Here is a 23,262-nt window from a genome sequence, read left to right as displayed (position 1 = left end):
CTTACTTCACCTCGATGCCCATGGAGCGGGCCGAGCCCAGGATGATCTGCATTGCGCCTTCGACGTCGTTGGCGTTCAGATCTTTCATTTTGGCTTCGGCGATTTCGCGAACCTGCTTCGAGGTCACGGTGGCCACGGTCTCGCGACCGGGGTTTTCCGCACCACGGGGCCGGTTACGCTTGCCGACCGGCTTCAGACCAGCCGCTTTTTTCAGGTAGTAAGACGCGGGCGGCGTCTTGATGTCCATGGTGAAGGACTTGTCCTGATAATAGGTGATCACGGTCGGGCACGGCGCGCCGGGCTCCATGTCTGCGGTCTTGGCGTTGAACGCCTTGCAGAATTCCATGATGTTGATGCCGCGCTGACCCAGCGCCGGACCAACTGGCGGCGACGGGTTCGCCTGACCTGCAGGAACCTGCAGCTTCATCGTACCAGCAAGCTTCTTGGCCATTTGGTTTTCCTTTCAACTCGGTTGGGGCGCGCCCCGACCAGATTATGTTGCGTGGTCCGATCCGGGATCGCGATCCCAGCAATCTCCCACGAGAGAATCTCGCCCGAAGACGATGGGCGGCGTTTATAGGGGAATGGCAGGGTTGGCAAGGGGACGAGACCACAATCATAAACTGTCACCTAGCGTCCAAAATGTTGAATGTGGATCGGTACGACGATGACAGTATCGGGTCCGCTAACGCCTGATGAATGGTTTTTAGCTTAATGCACGACCTAACGGCACTTAGCAGAACTCAAGAAACTATTTCTTGTCAGCCATGGCTAGTTGGGCAAGATGGAATTCAACTTTAAATTGACTTGAAGTGGTAGCAGGCATTTGTTCTACAAAAAAAGTTGTTCGCACGCACTGACGCTATTTGTCGTGGGCATACTAGGTATGCCGTCTATGGCGACCGCGGTAACACCTGAACTTGAAGCTCACGCCAAACAGTTGCCATCGATTGAAGGTACTGTCGTTGGTGTAACGTCAGGTGGTTTGATGTTGTTGAATCCAAGTGGCGAGAGCAATCATAAGATGGTGACAGTTCGCCAGTGGGGGTACGCAGTAGACCCGAAGCTACTTAGCCTTTCTGTTCTTGGCCGAGAAATAAACTGCGTCGTTTTGTACGAAAGTGATGAATTTCTGGGCGGAGACTGCACTATTCGGTTTTTTCCAAATTTTGAGACGGAAAGAAGATGGCGTAATCAAGACGATTTAAGCAGCATTTCAAGATATTATGGTACTTCGCTCACGCATTACCTCAAATCTCTGGGAATTGGGCACTACTCGTGTAGCGACGAGGACAGGCACTTCTTTTCCGAGATGCCGCAGGGGCCGCCCTATCGACGCGACTACCAGTTGGAACGCTGTGACTTTTTCGACAAGCGAAAACTCGAACAGGATACCCAATGAACACTGAAAACTAAGTTTCCGATTGTACAATTGTTCGTTAAACAAGCAAAAACGCCGCGTTGCCAGTGGCATCGCGGCGCTGCAAATCTCGTTGAAGAACTCGTTAGCTCTGCTTGGTCACCTGCGTGAAGTCCAGCTCGACCGGGGTTTCCCGGCCAAAGATCGAAACCGAGACCTTTAGCTTCTGGTTCTCGTCGTCCACGCCCTCGACCATGCCGTCGAAATCTTCGAACGGGCCGTCGTTGACCTTGACCTTTTCGCCGATCTCGAAGCTGATCATCAGCTTGGGCGCTTCTTCGCCTTCCTGAACGCGGTTGAGGATCTGGTTCACCTCGGCGTCGCGCATCGGCATCGGGCGGCCTTGCGGGCCCAGAAAACCGGTGACGCGGTTGATCGAGTTGATCAGATGATAGCCCTGATCCGACATTTCCATATGCACCAGAACGTAACCGGGCATGAACCGGCGTTCGGTCGTGACCTTCTTGCCCCGGCGCACTTCGATCACCTCTTCGGTGGGCACCAGAACCTCGTCGATATCGTCCTCAAGGCCCTGCTCGGCCACGGACGTGCGGATCTGCTCTGCGATCTTCTTTTCGAAATTCGAAAGAACGCTGACCGAGTACCACCGTTTCGCCATGAACCTGTTGTCCTTGTTCTGCCTTCGGCGCAACCCTATTGCGGCGTGCGCCCATCATTGAAATTCTGTCACATCACCCGGAATAAAAAGCGGCGCGCAGCCCGAATCGCCGCACGCCCATTCCGAATAGTACCGCGTGACCTACTCTGACATCGCGCCCTGTGCAAGGGGGCAGTGGCGTTCGCGCCCCGCCAGACCCGCCTTAACCGAACGCGCCCAGAACCAGTTGCAGGGCACCGCGAATGCCCAGATCGACCAGCGCAAAAAACACAGCCGTCAGCGCCGCCATGATGAACACCATGACCGTAGTCAACAGCACCTCGCGACGGGTCGGCCAGACGACCTTGGCAACTTCGGCGCGGACCTGCTGAATGAACTGGATCGGATTGATGGTGGCCATGTGGCTTGGTTCTCTCTGCTAGCGGATGGGCCGGACATAGCCGGGCATTGCGGTAATTTCAAGGGCAGTCGCGGCGCGTCCGCAGATTCCGATCGGATCGCCGCTAGGGCTTGGGCTTGTCATCCCATTCGTTGCTCAGAATCCGGCGTGCGTCGCCTTCCGGGTCATCATACTGGTTTGAACGCACCGTATAGATGAACGCGACAAGGCCGACGCCGCCCAGAAACAGGGAAATCGGGATCAGATAGGCCAGAACTTCCATCGGGTCACCTCAGCCGCAATGCGTTCAGGGATACGGTAATTGATGAGGTCGACATCGCCAAGGCCGCAATCAGCGGCGTCGCCAGCCCGGCGACCGCCAGGGGGACCGCGATGACGTTATAGACGGTGGCGATCTGAAAGTTCTCGCGAATGCGCCGAGTTGCCTTTGCAGCGGTATCGCAGGCCTCGGCAATCGGGGACAGGTCATTGCCCAGTAGCACGATATCCGACGCCACCCGCGCCGCATCCAGCGCCGAGGCGGGCGAGATCGACACATGCGCCGCCGCAAGCGCCGCCGTGTCGTTAAGACCATCACCCACCATCAAAACCTTGCGGCCCCTGTCTGTGAGGGCTTGCACCCGCCCAGCCTTTTCTTCGGGCAGGGCCTCAGACACCCAGTCCGCAATGCCAAGCCGGTCCGCCAGTGCCGCAACGGCGCCCTTGGTATCGCCCGAGATCAGCACCACATCTTTGCCCGCATCCCGAATCGCGGCGACCGCCTGCGCCGCACCGAGGCGCAACGCATCGGTATAGAAAAACGCCACCGGCGCCCGGTCGCCAACCGCCAGCCAGGCGGCGGTTTGATGCCCCTGCGCGGCACCCACCCACGCGGCACGGCCCAGGCGCACGATCTGCCCGCGATATTGCCCTTCGGTACCGAAACCGGGGATTTCGGCCAAGTCCGTCACATTGGCCGGTCTGATCCCGGCGGCGCGCGCGGCCCGGGCCAGCGAGACGGACAACGGATGCGACGACGCCCCGGCCAGCGCCAATGCAATTTCCAGATCGCTCCGCGCGTGTTCGCCCAGATTGGTCAGTTCAGGCATTCCGGCGGTCAGAGTGCCGGTCTTGTCGAAAACCACGGTATCCACCTCGGCCAGACGCTCCAGCGCGGTTGCGTGCTTGATCAGCATTCCGCGCCGAAACAGCCGCCCCGACGCGGCGGTGGTCACGGCGGGAACCGCCAGCCCCAGGGCGCAGGGGCAGGTGATGATGAGTACGGCAGCCGCGATATTCAGCGCCGTGCGCACATCGCCCGAATAGAGGTACCAGCCCACAAAACTAAGTGCCGACAGGATATGAACGCCGGGCGCGTAAAGCTTTGCTGCGCTGTCGGCCAGAGAGGTATAGCGCGACCGCCCCGACTCGGCGATGGCGACAAGATCGGCCATGCGGTGCAGCGAGGTATCCTGCCCCACCGCCGTGGCCCGGATGGTCAGGGGGCCGGTCAGGTTCACCTCACCCGCGCTGACGGCAAGGCCCGGCTCGGCGAAGACGGGGAGCGTTTCACCGGTCAAAAGCGAGCGGTCCAGCTCGGACCGGCCCGAAACGATCTCGCCATCCACCGGCATCCGTCCGCCGGGGCGGACAAGCACCAGATCCCCTGTCGCCAGAGCGGAAACCGCGACCTCCTCCTCGATTCCGTTGGACACACGGATGGCTCTGGGCACTTCAAGCGCCGCCAGTTCTTCGGCGGCCGAACGCGCCACCGCACGCGTGCGATAGTCGAGATAGCGACCCGCCAGAAGGAAAAAGGTCAGCGTCAGAGCGGCATCGAAATAGGCGTGTTCGCCGCTTAGCGAGGTTTCCCATACCGAAGTGGCAAGCGCCAGCAGGATCGCCAGAACGATCGGTACGTCCATGTTCAGGCGGCGCACCCGCAGCGCGCTCCACGCGTTGGCAAAGAACGGTTGTGCCGAGAACGCGATGGCCGGCAGCGCAATGGCCGCCGAAATCCAGTGGAACATGTCCCGCGTCGCGTCCGTTGCCCCGGACCAGACCGAAACCGAGAGCAGCATCACGTTCATCGACGCAAATCCCGCAACCGCAAGGCGCATCAGCAGGTCGCGACCGGCCTTGTCGGCCTGGGTTGTCTTCAACGCGCCCGGATCCAGTTCATGGGCCTCATAGCCCGCGCTTTCCAGCACCGGGATCAGATCGGCGGCGCGCACGTCCGGTGCGGCCTGCACCATCGCCCGTTTGAGCGTCAGGTTGACCCTGGCATTCTCGACGCCCGGACAGGCGTTCAGCTCGCGCTCGACCGTGGCGATGCAGCCGGAACAGTGGATGCCCGGCAGCGACAGCGCGATCTGCACGTCTTCGGGGACGGGACGCGCTGGTTCGGCTGGCGCCGCGAGGCAACCGGGGCAGGCGGCTGTTCCGGAGCGCATCTGAGCGGTCATGCGTTACCCTTTCACGTTCAGAACCACCCGCTGGGTGAATTCGGTTCCGTCTTCCGCCCTGGCCACCATCCGAATGTTCCAGTTGCCTTTCCCCAGTTCCGCCTTGGCGACATAGGCGGTGCCGTCAAAACGGAATTCGGGCCGGGTATCCTCGTTCACATGCGTGGCGCGGCCCACCACCGCGTCGAGCTTCTGAACCTCGACGGGTTTTCCTGCCTCATCCGTGATCGAAAGAAAAATCAGGCCGCCCGTGGCTTCGGCGCGAACGGTCCAGCCCAAAGCCTCCTGCGCATCACGGCGGTTGTCGAATTCCTGGCTGGCGACATAGGAATTCTTCACCTCAAGCCCCGGAAAGGTTTTGACCGCGCTATACGCCAGTATCAGGTTGACCGCGATGATCACGCCAAACGCCCCAACGAACACGGCCAGCGCATGCTTTCCGGTAAATTGACGTTCCGCCATAATCAGTTCCCTCGCCCGTTGAACGTGGTGTCCTTATAGGCCCGCTCGCCGCTGGTCAGATCCTCGACCCAGATCCGGACCGGGGTTGCCTGCGCCGCGGACGGTGCGGATTCCCTTGAGGACATGATATATACACGAGTAAGCTGCGCTGTGTCAGCCGGAACGTTGACAACGTCAAAGTCGGTGCCTTCGATCTGGATCCGCATCGACGGATCCCCCGTCAGGGACAGTTTGAACAGGCGGTCTTCGCCATATTTGTTGCGCAACCGGACATCATAGGTATTCCGGATCGACCCGTCGGACAGGGTGACGAAAGTCGGGTTGCGCACCGGGGCCACCGTCAGATCGATATCGGAACGGATAAAGAGCGCGAACAACAGCGCAAAACCCACGGCGGCCCAAAGTCCGGTATAGAGAATGGTGCGCGGGCGCAGGATGTGTTTCAAGACATCCTTTGGCGGTTGGCCGGCGCGTTCGCGGGTTTCGTCGCTCAGCGCCATATAATCGACCAGCCCGCGCGGCTTGCCGATCTTGGCCATCATGTCGTCACAGGCGTCAATGCACAGGGCGCAGGTGATGCATTCAAGCTGCTGCCCGTCGCGGATGTCGATGCCAACCGGGCAGACATTGACACAGGCCATGCAGTCGATGCAGTCACCCAGTTCCGAATCCGCCGTGCGCTTGCCCTTGCCGCGCGGCTCACCCCGCCATTCGCGATAGCCGACGACAAGCGTATCCTCGTCCATCATCGCCGCCTGAATGCGCGGCCAAGGGCAGGCATAGATACAGATCTGCTCGCGGGCGAAACCGCCGAAGAAAAACGTGGTGAAGGTCAGAACCGCCATTGTGGTATAGGCGATCGGATGCGCATTCAAAGTGACCAGATCCCGCGCGAGTGTCGGCGCATCGGCGAAATAGAACACCCAAGCCCCGCCGGTGGCGAGACCGATCAACAGCCACACGACCCATTTCGTCACCCGCAGCCTTACCTTCCGGAAATCGAGCTTCTTTTGGTGGTGCAGGCGCAAACGCGCGTTGCGGTCGCCTTCGATCCAGCGCTCCACCAGGATATAGAGATCGGTCCAGACCGTCTGCGGGCAGGCATAACCGCACCAGACCCGGCCAAGAGCCGAGGTGAACAGAAACAGGCCCAGCCCGGCCATGATCAGCAAACCGGCCACGAAATAAAATTCGTGCGGCCAGATTTCAATCCAAAAGAAATAGAACCGGCGATTGGCCATATCCAGCAGCACCGCCTGATCCGGCAGGTTTGGCCCCCGGTCCCAGCGAATCCATGGCGTCAGGTAGTAGATACCCAACGTCACCGCCATGATGATCCATTTCAGATTTCGGAACGGACCTGACACGCGGCGCGGAAAAATCGGCTCCCTCGCGGCGTAGAGGCTGGGTGCGGGATCGGAATCGCTCACGGAATTGCTCCAGATAAGGGGGGCTTCAAGCGCGTCTTGTTCCAGATCATACTTTGAACAGCTTTGACATGGGTCAAAAAGCGCATCGTACAAGCACCTTTTGTCAACCGCGCCGCGCCTCTTTCAGGAGCCATCCCAGAAAGGTCTTCGCCGCCGGGCGCAGCCCGGACGCGCCGGTAACGATGTAATATCCGGTTGCCTGCCGCTCCTGAAACAGCTCGACCAGCAGGCCCGCGTCGAGATCGCGCTCGACAAAATGCCGCACGGCGACGGTAACGCCCTGCCCGGCGCGCGCCGCGTCAAGCGTCAGGTTTCCCGGCAGGTGGATGTTGGTCGCCCCCGTTTTGTGCACGAGTCCGTGCGCCGACAGCCAGTTCGACATCTCGGTCGTGCCCAGCTGTTCCAGCCACGGCAGTTCGGCAATTTCCTGCGGTGTCAGCGTGTCACGCCCGGCCATCAACGAAGGCGCGGCAACAACCACCAGCGGCGACTCGAACAGCAATTGCGCCTGAACGCCGGGCCATTCACCCTGACCGAACCTTATGGCCAGATCCACACCACCGGGCCGGAACGCCACCAGGTCGGGTGTCGGATCCAGCACCAGGTCAATCTCGGGATGATCCTTCTGGAACGCCGGCAGCCGTGGCATCAGCCAGAATGCCGCAAAACTTGAAGTCAATGAAACGTGAACCGGGCGCGTTTCACCTTGACGCCCGACTTCTTCCACCGCCGTTGCTATGGCGCCGAACCCCAGTTCCAGAGCTTGCGCCAGCCGCCGCCCCTGGGGCGTCAGGGACAGGGCGCGGCCCCGCCGGTCGAGCAGATTGGCGCCCAAATGCTTTTCGAGCGCCCGCAACTGCTGGCTGATTGCAGCATGGCTGACATTCAGGGCCGCGCCTGCCTGCACCACATTTCCTGTTTCGGCAAAGGCAGAAAAAGCTCTGAGCGATGCCAGAGGAGGCAGTCGAAGCCAATTCATATGTAATCCTAACTTACATATTTACTTTCCTTTTGAGTCGCATTTCTGGCGACTTCGATCAAGGATGATTTCGGGAAGCGCAAAAAATGGAGGCCAAAGATGCTATCGATTTACGCCACAGCTTTCATGACCGCAGCCCGCGTCAAACCCGCGGCACCCGCATCCGGTGCCGCAAAGCGGCGGGCGCGTTGGTGGCACGAGTTGTTCTGACGCCGTTAGGGTTCGCCCCCTGACCTCACAAATTGAAAAACCGCCCGGTTCAGAGATCGTCTGGACCGGACGGTTTTTCATGGTGTAAACATGCATTGCGGATATGTATTTGGTGCCGGCTGTTCTGGAAACGCGCGAACAGATGGAACAGCCGGCACCTCACCCTCCGGGCGGCGTGCCGCCCGGAGGTATCCTCAAACCTTATTCACCGCCGCCCAGCTGGTGGACATAGGCCGAAACCGCGCGGATCTGGGCTTCGGTCAGACGGGTGTTCCAGGCAGGCATGACGCCGAACCGGCTGTTGCTGACGGTCTCGACAAGCGTGTCGTAGTCGCCGCCATAGAGCCAGATTGCATCCGTCAGATTCGGAGCGCCCTGGAAAACGTCGCCGGTGCCGTCCTCAGCGTGGCAGGCTGAGCAATTGTCGGCAAAGACCACCGATCCGGCTTCGACCGCGCCTGCGTCTTTCGGTTCACCCGACAACGACATGACATAGTTCACGACCTGATCGATTTCTTCATGGCCCAGCAATTCGTCGCGTCCGAATGCGGGCATTTCGGAATACCGCGCCTCGTCGCTGTCCTCGTTGCGAATGCCATGGGTGACGGTGAAGTGGATGCTTTCGATATCCCCGCCCCACAGCCAGCTGTCGTCCAGCAGGTTCGGATAACCCTTGGCCCCTGCCGCGCCCGAACCGTGGCACTGTGCGCACCATGTCTTGAACACGGCGCTGCCGGCCGAAACCGCATAGCCGTTCAGTTCGGCGTCACCCTGAATCGCAGTCAGTTCCACGGATGCCAGCTTGTCATTGATGGCCGCGTTGGACTCTTCCACCGCCGAGATCTCGGCGGCCACGTCGCCACGGGTCGACCAGCCCAGCACACCCGCAGTGGCCGAGTTGACCAGCGGCCAGGCCGGATAGGCGATAGTATAGATCACGGCCCAGATGATGGTGGCGTAAAAGGTCCACAGCCACCAGCGTGGCATCGGGTTGTCAAACTCCTCGATCCCGTCCCAGGTATGGCCGGTCGTCTTCGGATCACCCGGTTGCTTTTCAGGTGTCTTGCTCATTGCCGCGCCTCCTCGGATGTGGCGGGTTTATCTTGATGCCGGAACGGGATGTTGGCGCTGTCGCGATGCTCTTTGCCTGCACCGGGGCGGAAGACCCAAAGGACCACGCCGATGAAGAAGGCAAACAGCACCAGCAGCATCCAGCTATCCGCGAATTGCCGAAGGATCATGTATTCTTCCATCACATTCCTCCCTAGCGGCTTTCATCCGGGGTGAAGGTCGAGAAATCGACCAACGTGCCCAGCATCTGCAGATAGGCGATCATCGCATCGGCCTCGGAGATACCGGGCTGACCGTCGAAGTTGCGCACATTGACCTTGTCGCCATAGCGCTCGAGCAGGCCGTCATAGTCGCTGTCCGGATCGGCCTGCGCCCTGAAATCGGCGACAGCGTTTTCCAGCATCTCGTCGGTATAGGGCGTGCCGACCAGGGCGTTTGCGGCCATGATGTCGCCGATATACTTGCCGTCGATCTTCCGGTCTTCGAGGAAGCCGTACTTCGGCATCACCGATTCCGGGACCACCGCCTGCGGGTCGCGCAGGTGATCCACGTGCCATTCATCCGAGTAGCGGCCGCCGACGCGGGCCAGATCCGGCCCGGTGCGTTTCGACCCCCACTGGAACGGGTGGTCATACATCGACTCAGCCGCCAGCGAATAGTGGCCATAGCGTTCGACCTCGTCCCGCATCGGGCGGATCATCTGGCTGTGACAGACATAGCAGCCTTCGCGGATATAGACCTCACGCCCAGCCATCTCCAGAGGTGTGTAGGGGCGCATCCCCTCCACCTTCTCGATGGTGTTCTCAAGGTAGAACAACGGGGTGATCTGCACCAGGCCACCGATGGTCACGACCAGAAAGCTGAAGATCAGCAGGAGGGTCGCGTTGGTCTCGAGGATCTTGTGTTTGTCGAGAATTGCCATTGCTCCGGCCCTCCTTATTCAGCCGGGACCGCGACGCCGAGGCTGGCCTCTTTGGCCGGCGCCCGACGAACGGTCATCCACAGGTTGTAGCACATGATCACAGCACCCGCGAGGAACATGACCCCACCCAGCGCACGCACCACATACATCGGGAACTTGGCGGCCACGGTGTCGGCGAACGAGTTCACCAGGAAGCCGTTGGCATCCACTTCACGCCACATCAGGCCTTCCATGATACCGGTCACCCACATCGACGCGGCGTAGAGCACGATGCCGATGGTGGCGAGCCAGAAGTGCCAGCTGACCAGTTGCAGCGAGTAGAGCCGTTCACGCTTCCACAAGACGGGCACCAGATAATAAAGCGCGCCGAATGTGATCATGCCGTTCCAGCCCAGCGCGCCGGAATGCACGTGGCCGATGGTCCAGTCTGTATAGTGGCTCAACGAGTTCACCGCGCGGATCGACATCATCGGGCCTTCAAAGGTGGACATGCCGTAGAAGCCGACCGAGATCACCATCATCCGAATCACCGGATCGGTGCGCAGCTTGTCCCACGCGCCACTCAGCGTCATCAGACCGTTGATCATACCGCCCCAGGACGGCATCCACAGCACGACCGAGAACACCATGCCAAGCGTCGATGCCCAGTCAGGCAGCGCGGTATAGTGCAGGTGGTGCGGACCGGCCCAGATATACAGGAAGATCAGCGCCCAGAAGTGAATGATCGACAGCTTGTAGCTGAAGACCGGACGCTCGGCCTGTTTCGGGATGAAGTAATACATCATGCCCAGGAAACCGGCGGTCAGGAAGAAGCCCACGGCATTGTGGCCGTACCACCACTGAATCATGGCGTCCTGTACGCCCGACCAGACGATGACGGATTTCGAACCCCAGATGCTGACCGGGATGGTCATGTTGTTGACCAGGTGCAGCATGGCCACCGTCACGATGAACGACAGATAGAACCAGTTGGCCACATAGATATGCGGCTCTTTCCGCTTGATGATCGTACCCAGGTACACCGCCAGATAAGCAACCCAGACGATGGTCAGCCACAGGTCCACGTACCATTCAGGCTCGGCATATTCCTTGGATTGCGTCCCTCCAAGCAAATAGCCGGTCGCGGCCAGAACGATGAACAGCTGGTAACCCCAGAACACGAACCACGCCAGATTGCCGCCCCAAAGGCGTGCGGCGCTGGTGCGCTGAACCACATAGAATGAGGTCGCGATCAGCGCGTTGCCGCCAAAGGCAAAGATCACCGCCGATGTGTGCAGCGGGCGCAAACGGCCAAAATTTGCAAATCCCTGAGCCCATTCGAAGTTCAGCGCCGGGAAGGCAAGCTGAAATGCGATGAAGGTCCCCGCGAGAAAGCCGACAACGCCCCAGAATGCAGTTGCGATGACGCCATAGCGCACGACGTCGTCCATGTATTCGCCCGCATAATCGATGGGCAGGATTTCGTCGGTCCGGCGCAGCGTCCAGATGAAAAGGCCGGCGGCGACAACCATTATGAGTATGGCATGCACCTGATAAGCCAGATCTCGCGCATAGTTGGTCGCGATCGCGGCGAGTACCGCAATCAGACCAAGCGCGATAAGCTTGATGTAGTTTGACATTTTGCGTCCCTTTGCCATGTCCCGCGCGGTTCTTGCTGCCACGCAGACTCCTTTGACTGGCTGCCGTAATGTAGAATGGCAGCGAAAGTCGCTTTGATCTGTGTCAAGACAGTAGCCTGAAATCTATGACACGCATAACCTTAGAAATGTGAAAGTCGGTGACATGTTTTGACGCACCGAAATCCCAGAGGTGAAAATGTCCTACAAATCCCTGCTGACCGTGATGACGGATATCTCATCGGCGAGACCCGCACTGGCCCAGATGGTCGCGCTGGCCCAGGCGCAGGACAGCCACGCAGAAGCACTTTGCCTTGGCGTCGACCGCAGTCAGACCGGATACTATTATGCTGGCGCGAATGCGCTGATTCTTCAGGAAACACTCAGCCGCGCGAATGCGGAGGCCGACGAGATTCTCGACTTTGCCGAAGATTTCCTTGGAAAATCCGGCGTTCGCTGGTCGGCGGAAAACGGCGTTGCGCAGATTGCCGATCTGGGCCGCCATGTCGCGCATCGCGCGCGGTTCTCCGATCTGGTAATCCTGTCCCGCCCGTACGGCGAGGATCGTGGGGCCGAAGCCGAACCGATTGTCGAATCGGCAATGTTTGAAGGGCACGCCCCCGTGCTTGTGGTTCCCGACGATGTTGAGCCGGTGTCGCGGCCTGGCACCATTCTGATCGGTTGGAACGAAAGTGTCGAAGCGATGCGCGCCATCCGCAGCGCGCTGCCTTTCCTCATGGCCGCAGACCTGGTGCGGATCGTTGTGATCGACCCGCCCACGCATGGCCCTGATCGCTCGGACCCTGGCGGGCTGTTGTCGCAGTTGCTGTCGCGGCACGGGGTCAAATGCGAGATCGACGTTCTCAGCAAGACCATGACCCGGGTATCGGACATCCTGAACCGCCACGCCACCGACACGGATGCGGATATGCTGGTCATGGGCGCCTATGGGCATTCCCGTTTCCGCGAAGCCATTCTGGGCGGGGCCACGCGCAACATGCTGGAACAGGCAGCGGTGCCCGTTTTCATGGCACACTGAATTTCACCGATAGGCAGAAGGCGCCCAGCGAGGCGCCTTTTTTTGCGGTTCGGTTACAAATTCGCCTCGTCAGGCTGCTGCTCGGCCATGTATATCCTTTCAAGCCACTGGCAGCTTTTGCCGATCACGGCGCGGGCATTGGTTGGGGCGCTCAGGCAATAGCGAGTTTCGCGAAACTATCGGAGCCAACAGTGCCTCCACTGACGGGAGGCCCTCCCCTGCCGGTATCACGCCTTGCGGATCAATCCGATCAGGAACAGCAGGATCACCGCCCCGATCGTCGCGTGAAAGATCGACGCGATCACGCCGCCGCCGACGGAAAACCCCAAAGCCGGAAAAATCAGACCCGCCAGAAATGCGCCGACGACCCCGACGATGATGTTGCCAAATACGCCGAAACCACGCCCTTCCATGATCTTGCCCGACAACCAACCAGCGACGGCGCCGATGATCAACATGCTCAACAGGCTTCCAAATTGCATCTTCGCCTCCTCACGCGATTTGCCGAAGTAGAGCATGCAAGGACAATCAGGTCACGTACGAACGTAGTGCATCCCCTGAAACTGTGCCCTCAATGCCCGTGTTTTTTCTGCGATCGGTTGCGGGTCCGTTTCGGTGAGGCCCCGCGCAACCAATGCCGCCAGTTCAGCCGCGTGCTCAGGCTTTAGCCCCCGGCGCACCAATTCGGGCGTGCCAATCCGCAGACCATTCATGTCGCCTGCAACCGGCGCGATAGGCAGGCCGATACCGCAGGCAAGAAACCCGGCTGTGCGCAATGTCTTCGATGCCGCCTGCCCGCCGCCGAAGGCGGCCGCTTCGATCGCGAACTGGTGAGAGGTGGTCGCGCCCTCCCTGCCTTTGAAAACCGGTAAACCCGCAATTTCCATCTCGTCCGCCAGTGCCTGCGCCAGATCGACCATGGCCTGCCCGTAGTCCTCGCCATATTCGATCCAGTCGAGCATGGTTATCGCCAAGGCCGCGGACTTGGCAGCGTCGAAATTGGCGGTCATGCCGGGGAAGGCTATAGCATCCAGCCGCTCGGCGATTTCCGCATCGTTGGTCACGATCAAACCGCCCGCGGGCCCGCCAAGGCTTTTATATGTGCTCATGGTCATCAGATGCGCGCCCTGATCAAGCGGATTTGCCCACGCGCCGCCAGCAATGATCCCGCATTGGTGCGCGGCGTCGAACAGAACTCTGGCGCCGACTTCGTCGGCTATTTCGCGCACTGCTGCAACCGGGTGAGGGAACAGGTTCAACGACCCGCCTACAGTGATCAGGCGCGGCTTGTGTTCATGCGCCAGCGCCCGCAATCCGTTCAGGTCGAGGCTGTAGCCGTCGGCGTCGACCGGAGCCTCGAGCGTTGTCAGCCCATAGAGCCCTGCACAGCCCCCTTTGTGATGGGTTACATGGCCGCCGATGCTGGCCGGGGGCGCGATGATCGTATCGCCCGGGCGTGTCAGCGCCATGAAGCCGTAAAGATTGCCCAGCGCGCCGGAACCAACCCGGATTTCCACATATCGTGCGTTGAATACCTGAGCTGCAAGCTCTGCGGCGATCACTTCGATTTCCTCGATGGCTTCCAAACCCATCTCATATTTATCACCCGGATAACCCAGCGAGGGACGGCTGCCCAAACCCTCGGCCAGAACCGCCTCGGCGCGTGGGTTCATGACGTTGGTCGCCGGGTTGAGGTTGAAGCACTCGGCATCATGAATCTCGCGGTTGCGCACGACAAGTGCGTCCAGGCGCGCAGCGATCTGATCCATCGACGCGGTTGCGGTCTGGCCCGCGATATCCTGAACGCGGGCTTCGCAGTGGGCCGGAACCCAGGGGCGATCGGCGAGATTTGGCATGTGGACCTCCATCAGTTGGCCGCAGCATGCCCCGCTGATCCGCTTGCCCGCAAGCCAGTTTTCTGAAAAATTAGGGTCAGAAAAACTGCATCTCAATTTGCCCGTTACCCCTCTCCGCCCCTGACGGCCCTGCGCGCCTTCGAGGCCGCCGCACGGCTGTGGGTTTTTTCGCCGCTGCCCCTGAGATCATGGTGTCGCTGACGGCGATGGAGGCGCCGCCGAACCTCAAACGCACGCCTTATGATCTGTATCTGTTCCTTGGCGACCTGTCAGGAGAAGCTCTGGCCCGGAATGCGATCTTTCGCGTCTGCGCCCTGGTCTGGGCCGAGCGCCCGAAATCACCGCAGGGTCTGCGCGACATGCCCTGTATCCCCGATACATCCCGGAGTGACGACTGGGCCGCCTGGGCCAGGGCGGCCATGCCGGACCGGGCGTTTACCCCGCGCGGACCGGTATTTTCACGTTACTCACTCGCGGTCGAGGAAACCGTGAACGGTGCCGGTATTCTGATGGGGCATGAATTGCTGGTGGCCCCTATCTGAAAAGCGGCAAGCTGATCGCCCCTTTCAGGACCCGCGTGCCGCTGAACCATGGCCTCAAGCTTTGGGGGCCAAGATCGTACAAACCGGAATAGCCCATCGGTCAGGTCGCCAACTGGCTGCGGCAGACCGCCTAGACCGGGAACCCGCCATCCGAGTCGTCGCCCGCCTCTTCCATCAGACGGCTCATATCCGGGACGGTCACATGCCGCTTGCCCTCAAGCTGGATGATGCCGTCTTTTTTCAGGGCCGAGATTTGCCGGCTGACGGTTTCAAGCGTGAGGCCGAGATAATCCGCCATCGCCTCACGCGTCAGCGGCAGGTCGAACACGATCAGACCTGACGAACCGGTCTTGGTCAGCGACGCATCGCGGCGGGCGATGATTGACAGCAGGCTCGCGATCTTTTCGCGCGCGGTCTTGCGCCCCAGAACCAGCATCCACTCGCGTGCTGCGTCCAGTTCGTCCAACGTCATCTGCAAAAGGCGCTGCGCGATATGAGGCGTCTGCTCCATCATGTCTTCGAACGGTTTCTTACGGAAACAGCACATCACGACGTCGGTCGTCGCGACCACGTCATACGGGGCCGAATCGCGCCCCGGGCGGCCGACAAAGTCGCTGGGCAGCATCAGGCCCACCATCTGCGTGCGCCCGTCTTCCATTGTCTGGGTCAACGAGGCAATGCCCGAAACCATCGAGCCCACGAAATTCATCTGATCCCCCGACCAGATGATCGTCTGCCCGGCTTCGAAGGTGCGATAATACTTGATATCGTCCAGAGCTTCGAGTTCATTCCGGTCGCAATGCGCGCAAACCGCCCGATGCCGGATCGGGCAATCGGTGCAATTCGAATGGTCGAGCTGAATTTGCAGGGTCATCCGTTTATCCACTTGATCTCGGTCAATGCCGCCGAGCCAGACATCTCATAACGGTATCTTCATGATAGCGAAATCACAATTGGCTCGGCTCGGACTTTTTGACGCGAAGGTTCCGCGCTATACAAGCTACCCGACCGCCCCCCACTTCAACAACGATGTGGGGCCAGACTTATTTGGTGACTGGATTTCGGGCATCAAGCCCGGAAGCGCCATCTCACTTTATATCCACGTTCCCTTCTGCCGAAGGCTGTGCTGGTTCTGCGCCTGCCGGACACAGGGCACCCAGACCGACAATCCGGTCATTGCCTATGTCGATGTTCTAAAGGCGGAACTGGATCTTTTGGCCGCGCGACTGCCCGAGGGCGTGACCCTGTCGCGCCTGCATTGGGGCGGCGGTACGCCGACCCTGCTAAACCCGGACCTGATGCGGGATCTGGCCGCACGCATTCTGAGCATCGTGCCCCTGGGCGCAGACGCCGAGTTTTCCGTCGAAATCGACCCAAATGAAATCGACGATGGCCGCCTTGATGCGCTGGCCGAGGCCGGGATGAGCCGGGCCTCGATCGGGGTGCAGGACTTTGATGAGGACATTCAGAAAACCATCGGGCGCCTTCAAAGTTATGAAACCACCCGCAAGGCGGCGGAAATGATTCGCGAACGCGGTATTGCCAGCCTGAACGCGGACATCCTGTTCGGCCTGCCGCATCAGACCAAATCACGGATGACCGAAAGCGTACAAAAGCTGTTGTCGCTGAACCCCGACCGCGTGGCGCTATATGGCTATGCGCATGTGCCGTGGATGGCCAAGCGCCAGCAACTGATTCCGTCGGACGCGCTGCCGACGCCCGAAGAGCGGCTGGAACTGTTCGAAACCGCGCGCCGTCTGTTCCTGTGGGACAACTACGCGGAAATCGGCATCGATCATTTCGCCACTCAGGATGACGGGCTGACCCACGCGCTCAACGCCGGGCGGCTCAAGCGCAACTTTCAGGGATATACCGACGATCAGGCCGAAGTTCTGATCGGTGTCGGTGCCAGTTCGATCTCGCGCTTCCCGCAAGGATATGCCCAGAACGCTCCGGCGACCTCGGTGCACACCAAGGCCATTCGCGACGGGAAATTCTCGACATCGCGCGGACATCTGTTCAAAGGGCAGGATATTCTGCGGGCCCGGCTGATTGAGGCGCTGATGTGCGATTTCCGGATCGACTCGGCCGAAATTCTACGCAACCACAATGTAACAGCGGCCGAATTGCAACAGATGTACCGCGATGCCGATCAGGCCTTTCCCGGGATGCTTCGGATCACCGGGGACGGGCTGTTCATCCCGACCGAGGCACGCCCTCTGACCCGCATGATCGCCCGCAGTTTCGACGCATATGACCTGAGCAAAGCGGGTCACAGTTCAGCCATTTGACGAAAGGATCGCGCACCAGCAAGGCACGTCCGATGCAACGCTTGGCCAATATTCGCGCAGGGGCTTGACGCCGCGCGCCCGGATTTCCCACACTCGGGGGGCGGGCGCATCTGCGCCCCGCATTCGAGGCAGGCAGAATGACAGACAGACGGTGCCGACGCCAAGGCGTTCGACATTCCCTTTCGTGCAGCAGAAATTGCAACCAGAGAGAGGGACAGCACCCATGCGCGTCTTCACAGTCCTCGGCCCCACCCAATCGGGCAAATCCACATTGGTCGAGGCCATTAGCCGCCTCGACGGCCGCCCAACCACATTCGATGTATCCGGAACCGTGCATTTGCACGGTTTTTCTTACTTGGGCGAGCCGTGGTGCGCGGTCGACGTGGACGGCGGCGGCGATTCGCTGGCCTATGCCGGCCCGGCCATGGCGATTTCGGATGCGGCCGTGGTGGTCGTCCCCCCCGACCCCGACGCGGCGGTCCTGTGCGCGCCGTATCTGAGGCTGGTCGAAGAGGCGGGCATCCCCTGTTTCCTTTTCATCAACCGGATGGACCATCCCAATGGCCGCATCCGCGACATCATCTCGGCGCTTCAGACCTATTGCTCTCATCATATCGCTTTGCGCCAGGTGCCGATCCGCGAGGGAGACCAGGTCGTCGGAGCGGTCGATCTCATCTCGGAACGCGCATGGAAATACCAGGAGGGGCAGCCCTCGGCCCTCATCGAACTGCCGCAATCGGTCGAGGATCGGGAACAGGAGGCGCGGGCGGAGTTGCTGGAAACCCTGTCGGACTTTGACGACCATCTGCTGGAGCAGCTTATCGAGGACAAGCAGCCCCCGAGCGAAGAGATTTATGAACTGGCCGCGCAGGTGTTGCAGAACCACCAGATCATTCCGGCCTGCCTGGGTGCGGCGAGCCATGGCAACGGGCTGACGCGCCTCATGAAGGCCCTGCGTCACGAAGCACCCGAATTCGACATCGCGGCGGGCCGGGACGAGGCCGCCGACGGCGCCCGGGCCATCGCCGGATTCGCGGATGTCAAAAAGCACATCGGCAAGATCATCGTGCTTCGCGGCCTTGGCGAAGGGGTGAAAGCGCATGAAGCACTTGGAGGGGAAACCGTCGGCAACCTGACCACACTGGATGCCAAGACCCAGATTCCGGTGCTGGAGGCGGGGCATATCGGTCTGGCGGTCAAATCGGATCATCTGAATTCCGGCAACCTCTATGACAGTGCCAAGGCGATGCCGCTGCCGGAATGGGCGCAATCGCATCCCGTGGCACATCGCCAACTGGTTCTGCCCGCACATGAGCGGGACGATGTGCGGCTGTCGAATGCGCTGACCCGTCTCAACGAGATCGACCCGGGCTTGCATCTGAGTCAGGACGAAGCCAGCGGCCATGCCATCCTTGGCACTCAAGGCCCCCAGCACATACGCCGTGTCACCGCCAAACTGGCCGAGGATTTCGGGATCGAGATCGAAGCGGAATCGGTCGAGACCGCCTATCGCGAAACCATTCAGAAACCCGTGGAACACCGCCATCGCCACCGCAAGCAGTCCGGCGGGGCGGGGCAGTTTGCCGATGTGGTGATCTCGATCGATCCGATGCCGCGCGGTACGGGATTCCAGTTCGACGAAATCGTCAAGGGCGGTGCTGTACCCAAGAACTATATCCCGTCAGTAGCGCAAGGGGCCGAGGATGCCCTTGCACAGGGACCTGAAGGGTTTCCGGTCGTGGACCTCAAGGTCACGTTGAAGGATGGCAAGCATCATTCGGTCGACAGTTCCGACTATGCCTTCCGCACCGCCGGCAAGAACGCGGTCCGCGAAGCGCTGCCATTGGCCAAGCCGGTGGTTCTGCAGCCGATCCTGCGCGCCGAGATTCACCTGCCGTCGCTTTACGTGGGTGATCTGGTGCCAACCATCAGTTCGCTTCAGGGACAGGTGCTTGGGTTCGAGGGCAACCCGGAGGCGCCGGGATGGGAGATTTTCAATGCTCTGCTGCCTGCGGTCAACGAGGACGAGTTGCACCGCACGCTGGCCAGCGCCACACGCGGCACCGGCTGGGTGAAACTGAACTTCGATCACTACGAAGAACTGCGCGGTCAGGCGCCCAAAGTCTCGCGTGAAAAGGTCGCGAATGCCTGACACCATTGGCCGGGCCGGTTCCGCGGCCCGGCTTGCCTAGCCCGCGGCGGCAATCAGTTCGCGGGTATAGTCGGTTTGTGCGTTCTCGAAGAGATCTTCGGCCGTGCCCATTTCGATCACGTCGCCCTGCCGCATTACCAGAACCTTGTGCGACATGGCGCGCACGACTTTCAGATCGTGGCTGATGAACAGATAGGCCAGCCCGTATTTGCGCTGTAGGTTGCGCAGCAATTCGACGATCTGCACCTGCACCGTCATGTCCAACGCGCTGGTCGGCTCGTCCAGAACCAGCAGTTTCGGGCGCAGCACCATCGCCCGAGCGATAGCGATCCGCTGGCGCTGGCCGCCGGAAAACTCGTGCGGATAGCGGTCCATCGCCGCAGGGTCCAGACCAACTTCGCGCATCACTTCGGCCACCAGTTCGCGCGGGGCGCGGTGCGGGTCGACCTTGTGGATGGCCAAACCCTCAGCAATGATTTGCATGCAGGTCATGCGCGGGCTGAGACTTCCGAACGGGTCCTGAAAAACGATCTGCATGTCCTTGCGCAGCCGCCGAAGCTCACGTGTACTCCAACCCCGGACGTTCTGGCCCCGGAAAGTGATCCCGCCCTCGGACGAGATCAGGCGCATGATCGCAAGCGCCAGCGTGGTCTTGCCCGATCCACTTTCGCCAACGATGCCCAAGGTTTCGCCGGCGCGCACGGAAATCGTGGCCTCGTTGACCGCTTTCACATAACCCACCGTCCGCTTGAGGAACCCGCGCTGGATCGGGAACCAGATCTTCAGGTGGTCGGTACGCGCGATCTCTTCGGCGCTTTCCGGCACCGGATCGGGCGAACCGGACGGCTCTGCCGCCAGCAGCTTTTGCGTATAGGGGTGCTGCGGGTTACCGAATATTTCGGGAGTCGGGCCGCTTTCCACAATCTCGCCATCCTTCATCACACAGACCCGGTCGGCGATCCGGCGCACGATGCCGAGGTCGTGCGTGATGAACAGCATCCCCATGTTTTCGGATTTCTGAAGCTCGGCCAACAGCTCGAGAATCTGCGCCTGAATGGTCACGTCCAGCGCGGTCGTCGGTTCATCGGCGATCAGGATGTCGGGCTTGTTGGCCAGTGCCATGGCGATCATGACGCGCTGACGCTGACCACCCGAGAGCTGGTGCGGATAGCTGTCAAGCCGGTCTTGCGGGTCGCGGATACCAACCTTGTCCAAAAGCTCAAGAATAAGCGTGCGCGCCGCGTCGCCGGTCAGGCCCTGATGCAGGGCCAATGACTCCGCCATCTGCTTGTGGATCGTGTGCAGCGGATTGAGCGAGGTCATCGGTTCCTGAAAGATGAAACTGATGTCGTTGCCGCGCACATCCATCAGGCGTTGTTCGGAAGCACCGATCATCTCTTGTCCGTCATAGGAGACGGAACCCTCGATCATCGCGCTTTCACCCAACAGTGACACGGTGGACAGCGCGGTCACCGATTTGCCGGAGCCGGATTCGCCCACCAGGGCCACGGTCTCGCCCCGGTCCACGGTAAAGGATACGCCCTTGACGGCCGCGCTGATCTGCCCGTCCTGCCGGAACGAAACCCTGAGGTCTTTTACATCGAGCAGGCTCATGAAAATGTCTTTCTCGGATCGAACGCGTCCCGCACGCCTTCGAAGATGAAGACCAGAAGCGACAGCATGATGGCGAAAGTGAAGAAGGCGGTGAAGGCCAGCCACGGCGCCTGCAGGTTCTGTTTCGCCTGCAGGGTCAACTCACCCAGCGACGGCGCGGAAGAAGGCAGACCAAAACCCAGAAAATCGAGGCTGGCGAGTCCGCCGATGGTGCCGGTGACAATGAACGGCATGAAGGTCAGTGTGGCAACCATCGCATTGGGCAGCATGTGCCGGAACATGATGGTCATGTTGCCAACGCCCAGCGCCTTGGCGGCACGCACATATTCCAGGTTGCGCGCCCGCAGGAACTCGGCCCGGACCACGCCGACAAGCCCGGTCCAACTGAACAGGATCATGAGCGCGACCAGCAGCCAGAAACTTCGCCCCAGAATCGCGAACATGATGATGATGACGTAAAGCGATGGGGTGGCGGACCAGATCTCGATCACCCGCTGGAACACCAGATCCAGCCAGCCGCCAAAGAACCCCTGGACCGCCCCGGCAAATATCCCCACCAGACTGGCGACGCCGGTCACGATCAGGGTGAACAGGATCGACAAACGAAAGCCATAGATCACCCGCGCCAGCACATCGCGCTTGGTGTCGTCAGTGCCCAGCCAGTTCTGCCGATTGGGCGGCAGCGGCGCGGCGCCGGGCCGGTCCACGGTGGTGTTGAAGGAATAAGGGATGAGCGGCCAGATCGCCCAGCCCTTTTCGAACCCTTCCGCGGAAAACGTCCCGGCTCTGATCTCGTCGATGATCCCTTCGGGGTCGTCGAAACAGTCTTCCAGACCGCCGCTATCAATCAGGCATTGCACCTCGGGGTCACGATAGATGGCCTCGGTCCGGAAATCGCCGCCGAATGCAGTTTCCGGGTAGAAGCTGAAGATCGGCGTATAGAAATCGCCCCGATACTTCACAAGGATCGGTTTGTCATTGGCGATGAACTCGGCAAAAAGCGAGACGCCGAACACGACCGAAAAGATGATCAGCGACCAGAAGGCCCGCCCGTTGCGGCGGAAATTGCGCCAACGGCGCTGATTGAGCGGTGACAGCGCCATTTATCCCTCCCGGCTTTCAAAGTCGATGCGGGGGTCGACCAGCACATACATAAGATCGCTGATAATGCCGACGACCAGCCCCAGCAGGCCGAAAATGAAAAGCGTGCCGAAGATCACCGGATAGTCGCGCGCCACCGCGGCCTCGAACCCCAGTCGCCCCAGGCCGTCAAGTGAGAAAATCGTCTCGATGATGATTGAGCCACCAAAGAAAACGCCGATGAACACCGCCGGAAAACCGGCGATCACGATCAGCATTGCGTTGCGGAACACATGGCCATAAAGCACGCGGCCTTCGCTCAGGCCCTTGGCGCGCGCGGTCATGACATAGTGTTTCTTGATCTCGTCCAAAAACGAATTCTTGGTCAGCAATGTCAGCGTGGCGAAGGCAGAAATTGTCGAGGCCACCACCGGCAGGGTGATGTGCCAGAAATAATCCACGATCTTGCCACCCACGCTCAGGCTGTCCCAGTTGTCCGAAGTCAGACCGCGCAGGGGAAAGATCTGCCAGTAAGATCCGCCGGCGAACAGCACCAGCAGCAGGATAGCGAACAGAAAGCCCGGTATCGCATAGGCAACGATGATCGTGCCGCTTGTCCAGGTGTCGAAAGCCGATCCATCCCTGACCGCCTTACGGATGCCCAGCGGGATCGATACCAGATACGCGATCAGCGTCGACCACAGACCCAGCGAGATCGAAACCGGCATCTTTTCCAGCACCAGATCGACCACGTTGATCGAGCGGAAATAGCTGGTTCCGAAATCCAGCGTCAGATAGTTGCCCATCATGGTCAGAAACCGTTCAAGCGGTGGCTTGTCAAAGCCGAACTCCCGCTCCAGCTCCTCGATGAATTCCGGCGGCAAACCACGCGCGCCAACATATTTGTCGTCGAAGCCTCCGGCGGGCTCGGACCCTGCTCCGGCCTCGCCGGACCCGGCAAATCCGGCAAACACGTCTCCCTGACCTTCGATCTGGGCAATGATCTGTTCGACCGGCCCGCCCGGCACGAATTGCACCAGCGCGAAGTTCACGATCATGATGCCCAGCAGGGTCGGAATGACCAGCAGCAAGCGTCTTAGGATATACGCGCCCAT

At 60.4% G+C, this 23,262-nt stretch carries 23 protein-coding genes; 5 read left to right on the top strand and 18 right to left on the bottom strand.

What is annotated here, in order from left to right; genetic code table 11:
- Position 1: 1 nt before the first annotated feature.
- Positions 2 to 451, bottom strand: coding sequence for a 50S ribosomal protein L11 (gene rplK / locus ACR0AO_RS08800; RefSeq protein WP_010440985.1), 450 nt, complete (start codon positions 449 to 451; stop codon positions 2 to 4).
- Between the two features lie 444 nt (positions 452 to 895).
- Here rplK and ACR0AO_RS08795 point away from each other — a divergent pair, with 444 nt between their 5' ends.
- Positions 896 to 1,402, top strand: coding sequence for a hypothetical protein (locus ACR0AO_RS08795; RefSeq protein ID WP_480602593.1), 507 nt, complete (start codon positions 896 to 898; stop codon positions 1,400 to 1,402).
- Positions 1,403 to 1,505: 103 nt separating this feature from the next.
- Here the strand turns inward: ACR0AO_RS08795 and nusG are convergent, their stop codons facing one another.
- From nusG to ccoN, 11 genes are all read right to left on the bottom strand, one after another.
- A complete protein-coding gene (nusG, locus tag ACR0AO_RS08790) occupies positions 1,506 to 2,039 on the bottom strand; it encodes a transcription termination/antitermination protein NusG (RefSeq protein WP_480534174.1) in 534 nt (177 codons plus the stop codon).
- Between the two features lie 202 nt (positions 2,040 to 2,241).
- Positions 2,242 to 2,439 (bottom strand): preprotein translocase subunit SecE, encoded by a 198-nt coding sequence (gene secE / locus ACR0AO_RS08785; RefSeq protein ID WP_480602589.1) that lies wholly within the window; start codon positions 2,437 to 2,439, stop codon positions 2,242 to 2,244.
- A gap of 103 nt (positions 2,440 to 2,542) precedes the next feature.
- Positions 2,543 to 2,701 (bottom strand): cbb3-type cytochrome oxidase assembly protein CcoS, encoded by a 159-nt coding sequence (gene ccoS, locus ACR0AO_RS08780; protein WP_480602587.1) that lies wholly within the window; start codon positions 2,699 to 2,701, stop codon positions 2,543 to 2,545.
- A 4-nt stretch (positions 2,702 to 2,705) separates the two neighbouring features.
- Complete coding sequence (locus tag ACR0AO_RS08775; protein ID WP_480602582.1) at positions 2,706 to 4,883, bottom strand: heavy metal translocating P-type ATPase; 2,178 nt, start codon at positions 4,881 to 4,883, stop codon at positions 2,706 to 2,708.
- A gap of 3 nt (positions 4,884 to 4,886) precedes the next feature.
- Positions 4,887 to 5,345: a FixH family protein gene (locus ACR0AO_RS08770; RefSeq protein WP_480602577.1), complete on the bottom strand. Its 459-nt coding sequence runs from the start codon at positions 5,343 to 5,345 to the stop codon at positions 4,887 to 4,889.
- Between the two features lie 2 nt (positions 5,346 to 5,347).
- Positions 5,348 to 6,775, bottom strand: a complete 1,428-nt coding sequence (gene ccoG, locus ACR0AO_RS08765) for a cytochrome c oxidase accessory protein CcoG (protein ID WP_480602574.1) — start codon at positions 6,773 to 6,775, stop codon at positions 5,348 to 5,350.
- 103 nt (positions 6,776 to 6,878) lie between these two features.
- Complete coding sequence (locus ACR0AO_RS08760; RefSeq protein ID WP_480602572.1) at positions 6,879 to 7,754, bottom strand: LysR family transcriptional regulator; 876 nt, start codon at positions 7,752 to 7,754, stop codon at positions 6,879 to 6,881.
- Positions 7,755 to 8,165: 411 nt separating this feature from the next.
- Positions 8,166 to 9,035 (bottom strand): cytochrome-c oxidase, cbb3-type subunit III, encoded by an 870-nt coding sequence (gene ccoP, locus ACR0AO_RS08755; RefSeq protein WP_480602569.1) that lies wholly within the window; start codon positions 9,033 to 9,035, stop codon positions 8,166 to 8,168.
- Positions 9,032 to 9,217, bottom strand: a complete 186-nt coding sequence (locus ACR0AO_RS08750; RefSeq protein WP_480602561.1) for a cbb3-type cytochrome c oxidase subunit 3 — start codon at positions 9,215 to 9,217, stop codon at positions 9,032 to 9,034. Before ACR0AO_RS08750 ends, ccoP begins: the two co-directional genes overlap by 4 nt.
- Positions 9,218 to 9,228: 11 nt before the next feature.
- Complete coding sequence (gene ccoO / locus ACR0AO_RS08745; protein ID WP_480602557.1) at positions 9,229 to 9,957, bottom strand: cytochrome-c oxidase, cbb3-type subunit II; 729 nt, start codon at positions 9,955 to 9,957, stop codon at positions 9,229 to 9,231.
- A 14-nt stretch (positions 9,958 to 9,971) separates the two neighbouring features.
- Positions 9,972 to 11,576, bottom strand: a complete 1,605-nt coding sequence (gene ccoN / locus ACR0AO_RS08740) for a cytochrome-c oxidase, cbb3-type subunit I (protein ID WP_480602553.1) — start codon at positions 11,574 to 11,576, stop codon at positions 9,972 to 9,974.
- 196 nt (positions 11,577 to 11,772) lie between these two features.
- Here ccoN and ACR0AO_RS08735 point away from each other — a divergent pair, with 196 nt between their 5' ends.
- Positions 11,773 to 12,612 (top strand): universal stress protein, encoded by an 840-nt coding sequence (locus ACR0AO_RS08735; RefSeq protein ID WP_480602550.1) that lies wholly within the window; start codon positions 11,773 to 11,775, stop codon positions 12,610 to 12,612.
- A gap of 227 nt (positions 12,613 to 12,839) precedes the next feature.
- On the opposite strand, the gene ACR0AO_RS08730 is transcribed toward ACR0AO_RS08735, so the two are convergent.
- The gene (locus ACR0AO_RS08730) at positions 12,840 to 13,094 is read right to left on the bottom strand and encodes a GlsB/YeaQ/YmgE family stress response membrane protein (protein ID WP_480602547.1); all 255 of its coding nucleotides are present in this window, start codon (positions 13,092 to 13,094) and stop codon (positions 12,840 to 12,842) included.
- A gap of 51 nt (positions 13,095 to 13,145) precedes the next feature.
- Entirely contained in the window at positions 13,146 to 14,468 is a 1,323-nt protein-coding gene (locus tag ACR0AO_RS08725; RefSeq protein WP_480602542.1) for an aminotransferase class I/II-fold pyridoxal phosphate-dependent enzyme, read from the bottom strand.
- 158 nt (positions 14,469 to 14,626) lie between these two features.
- Between ACR0AO_RS08725 and ACR0AO_RS08720 the strand changes: the two genes are divergently transcribed.
- Positions 14,627 to 15,010, top strand: a complete 384-nt coding sequence (locus ACR0AO_RS08720; protein WP_480602539.1) for a type 2 periplasmic-binding domain-containing protein — start codon at positions 14,627 to 14,629, stop codon at positions 15,008 to 15,010.
- 130 nt (positions 15,011 to 15,140) lie between these two features.
- On the opposite strand, the gene fnrL is transcribed toward ACR0AO_RS08720, so the two are convergent.
- Positions 15,141 to 15,884, bottom strand: coding sequence for a transcriptional regulator FnrL (gene fnrL / locus ACR0AO_RS08715; RefSeq protein ID WP_480602536.1), 744 nt, complete (start codon positions 15,882 to 15,884; stop codon positions 15,141 to 15,143).
- A 61-nt stretch (positions 15,885 to 15,945) separates the two neighbouring features.
- Here fnrL and hemN point away from each other — a divergent pair, with 61 nt between their 5' ends.
- Both hemN and ACR0AO_RS08705 read left to right on the top strand, forming a co-directional pair.
- A complete protein-coding gene (gene hemN, locus ACR0AO_RS08710) occupies positions 15,946 to 17,301 on the top strand; it encodes an oxygen-independent coproporphyrinogen III oxidase (protein WP_480602534.1) in 1,356 nt (451 codons plus the stop codon).
- Positions 17,302 to 17,524: 223 nt separating this feature from the next.
- Entirely contained in the window at positions 17,525 to 19,453 is a 1,929-nt protein-coding gene (locus tag ACR0AO_RS08705) for an elongation factor G (protein WP_480602531.1), read from the top strand.
- Between the two features lie 36 nt (positions 19,454 to 19,489).
- Here the strand turns inward: ACR0AO_RS08705 and ACR0AO_RS08700 are convergent, their stop codons facing one another.
- Genes ACR0AO_RS08700 through ACR0AO_RS08690 form a run of 3 tightly spaced genes read right to left on the bottom strand, consistent with a single transcriptional unit; the run spans position 19,490 to position 23,262 of the window.
- Positions 19,490 to 21,067, bottom strand: a complete 1,578-nt coding sequence (locus ACR0AO_RS08700; RefSeq protein ID WP_480602528.1) for an ABC transporter ATP-binding protein — start codon at positions 21,065 to 21,067, stop codon at positions 19,490 to 19,492.
- Complete coding sequence (locus ACR0AO_RS08695; RefSeq protein WP_480602525.1) at positions 21,064 to 22,170, bottom strand: ABC transporter permease; 1,107 nt, start codon at positions 22,168 to 22,170, stop codon at positions 21,064 to 21,066. The genes ACR0AO_RS08700 and ACR0AO_RS08695 overlap by 4 nt, the downstream gene beginning before the upstream one ends.
- Complete coding sequence (locus tag ACR0AO_RS08690) at positions 22,171 to 23,262, bottom strand: microcin C ABC transporter permease YejB (protein WP_480602522.1); 1,092 nt, start codon at positions 23,260 to 23,262, stop codon at positions 22,171 to 22,173.

This window comes from Ruegeria sp. AF8 (assembly GCF_056541825.1).
Note: the sequence above shows the minus strand (reverse complement) of the source record. Positions and strands in the feature narration are given on the sequence as shown.

Excerpts from the sequence above, each read along its gene's own strand:
- ACR0AO_RS08705 (WP_480602531.1), top strand. The coding sequence starts at position 17,525 with ATGCGCGTCTTCACAGTCCTCGGCCCCACCCAATCGGGCAAATCCACA.
- ACR0AO_RS08760 (WP_480602572.1), bottom strand. The coding sequence starts at position 7,754 with ATGAATTGGCTTCGACTGCCTCCTCTGGCATCGCTCAGAGCTTTTTCT.
- ccoP (WP_480602569.1), bottom strand. The coding sequence starts at position 9,035 with ATGAGCAAGACACCTGAAAAGCAACCGGGTGATCCGAAGACGACCGGC.
- ACR0AO_RS08695 (WP_480602525.1), bottom strand. The coding sequence starts at position 22,170 with ATGGCGCTGTCACCGCTCAATCAGCGCCGTTGGCGCAATTTCCGCCGC.
- secE (WP_480602589.1), bottom strand. The coding sequence starts at position 2,439 with ATGGCCACCATCAATCCGATCCAGTTCATTCAGCAGGTCCGCGCCGAA.
- hemN (WP_480602534.1), top strand. The coding sequence starts at position 15,946 with ATGATAGCGAAATCACAATTGGCTCGGCTCGGACTTTTTGACGCGAAG.
- fnrL (WP_480602536.1), bottom strand. The coding sequence starts at position 15,884 with ATGACCCTGCAAATTCAGCTCGACCATTCGAATTGCACCGATTGCCCG.
- ccoO (WP_480602557.1), bottom strand. The coding sequence starts at position 9,957 with ATGGCAATTCTCGACAAACACAAGATCCTCGAGACCAACGCGACCCTC.
- ACR0AO_RS08775 (WP_480602582.1), bottom strand. The coding sequence starts at position 4,883 with ATGACCGCTCAGATGCGCTCCGGAACAGCCGCCTGCCCCGGTTGCCTC.
- ACR0AO_RS08690 (WP_480602522.1), bottom strand. The coding sequence starts at position 23,262 with ATGGGCGCGTATATCCTAAGACGCTTGCTGCTGGTCATTCCGACCCTG.
- ACR0AO_RS08795 (WP_480602593.1), top strand. The coding sequence starts at position 896 with ATGGCGACCGCGGTAACACCTGAACTTGAAGCTCACGCCAAACAGTTG.
- rplK (WP_010440985.1), bottom strand. The coding sequence starts at position 451 with ATGGCCAAGAAGCTTGCTGGTACGATGAAGCTGCAGGTTCCTGCAGGT.
- ACR0AO_RS08735 (WP_480602550.1), top strand. The coding sequence starts at position 11,773 with ATGTCCTACAAATCCCTGCTGACCGTGATGACGGATATCTCATCGGCG.
- ACR0AO_RS08725 (WP_480602542.1), bottom strand. The coding sequence starts at position 14,468 with ATGCCAAATCTCGCCGATCGCCCCTGGGTTCCGGCCCACTGCGAAGCC.
- ccoS (WP_480602587.1), bottom strand. The coding sequence starts at position 2,701 with ATGGAAGTTCTGGCCTATCTGATCCCGATTTCCCTGTTTCTGGGCGGC.
- ACR0AO_RS08770 (WP_480602577.1), bottom strand. The coding sequence starts at position 5,345 with ATGGCGGAACGTCAATTTACCGGAAAGCATGCGCTGGCCGTGTTCGTT.
- ACR0AO_RS08750 (WP_480602561.1), bottom strand. The coding sequence starts at position 9,217 with ATGGAAGAATACATGATCCTTCGGCAATTCGCGGATAGCTGGATGCTG.
- ccoN (WP_480602553.1), bottom strand. The coding sequence starts at position 11,576 with ATGTCAAACTACATCAAGCTTATCGCGCTTGGTCTGATTGCGGTACTC.
- ACR0AO_RS08700 (WP_480602528.1), bottom strand. The coding sequence starts at position 21,067 with ATGAGCCTGCTCGATGTAAAAGACCTCAGGGTTTCGTTCCGGCAGGAC.
- ACR0AO_RS08730 (WP_480602547.1), bottom strand. The coding sequence starts at position 13,094 with ATGCAATTTGGAAGCCTGTTGAGCATGTTGATCATCGGCGCCGTCGCT.
- nusG (WP_480534174.1), bottom strand. The coding sequence starts at position 2,039 with ATGGCGAAACGGTGGTACTCGGTCAGCGTTCTTTCGAATTTCGAAAAG.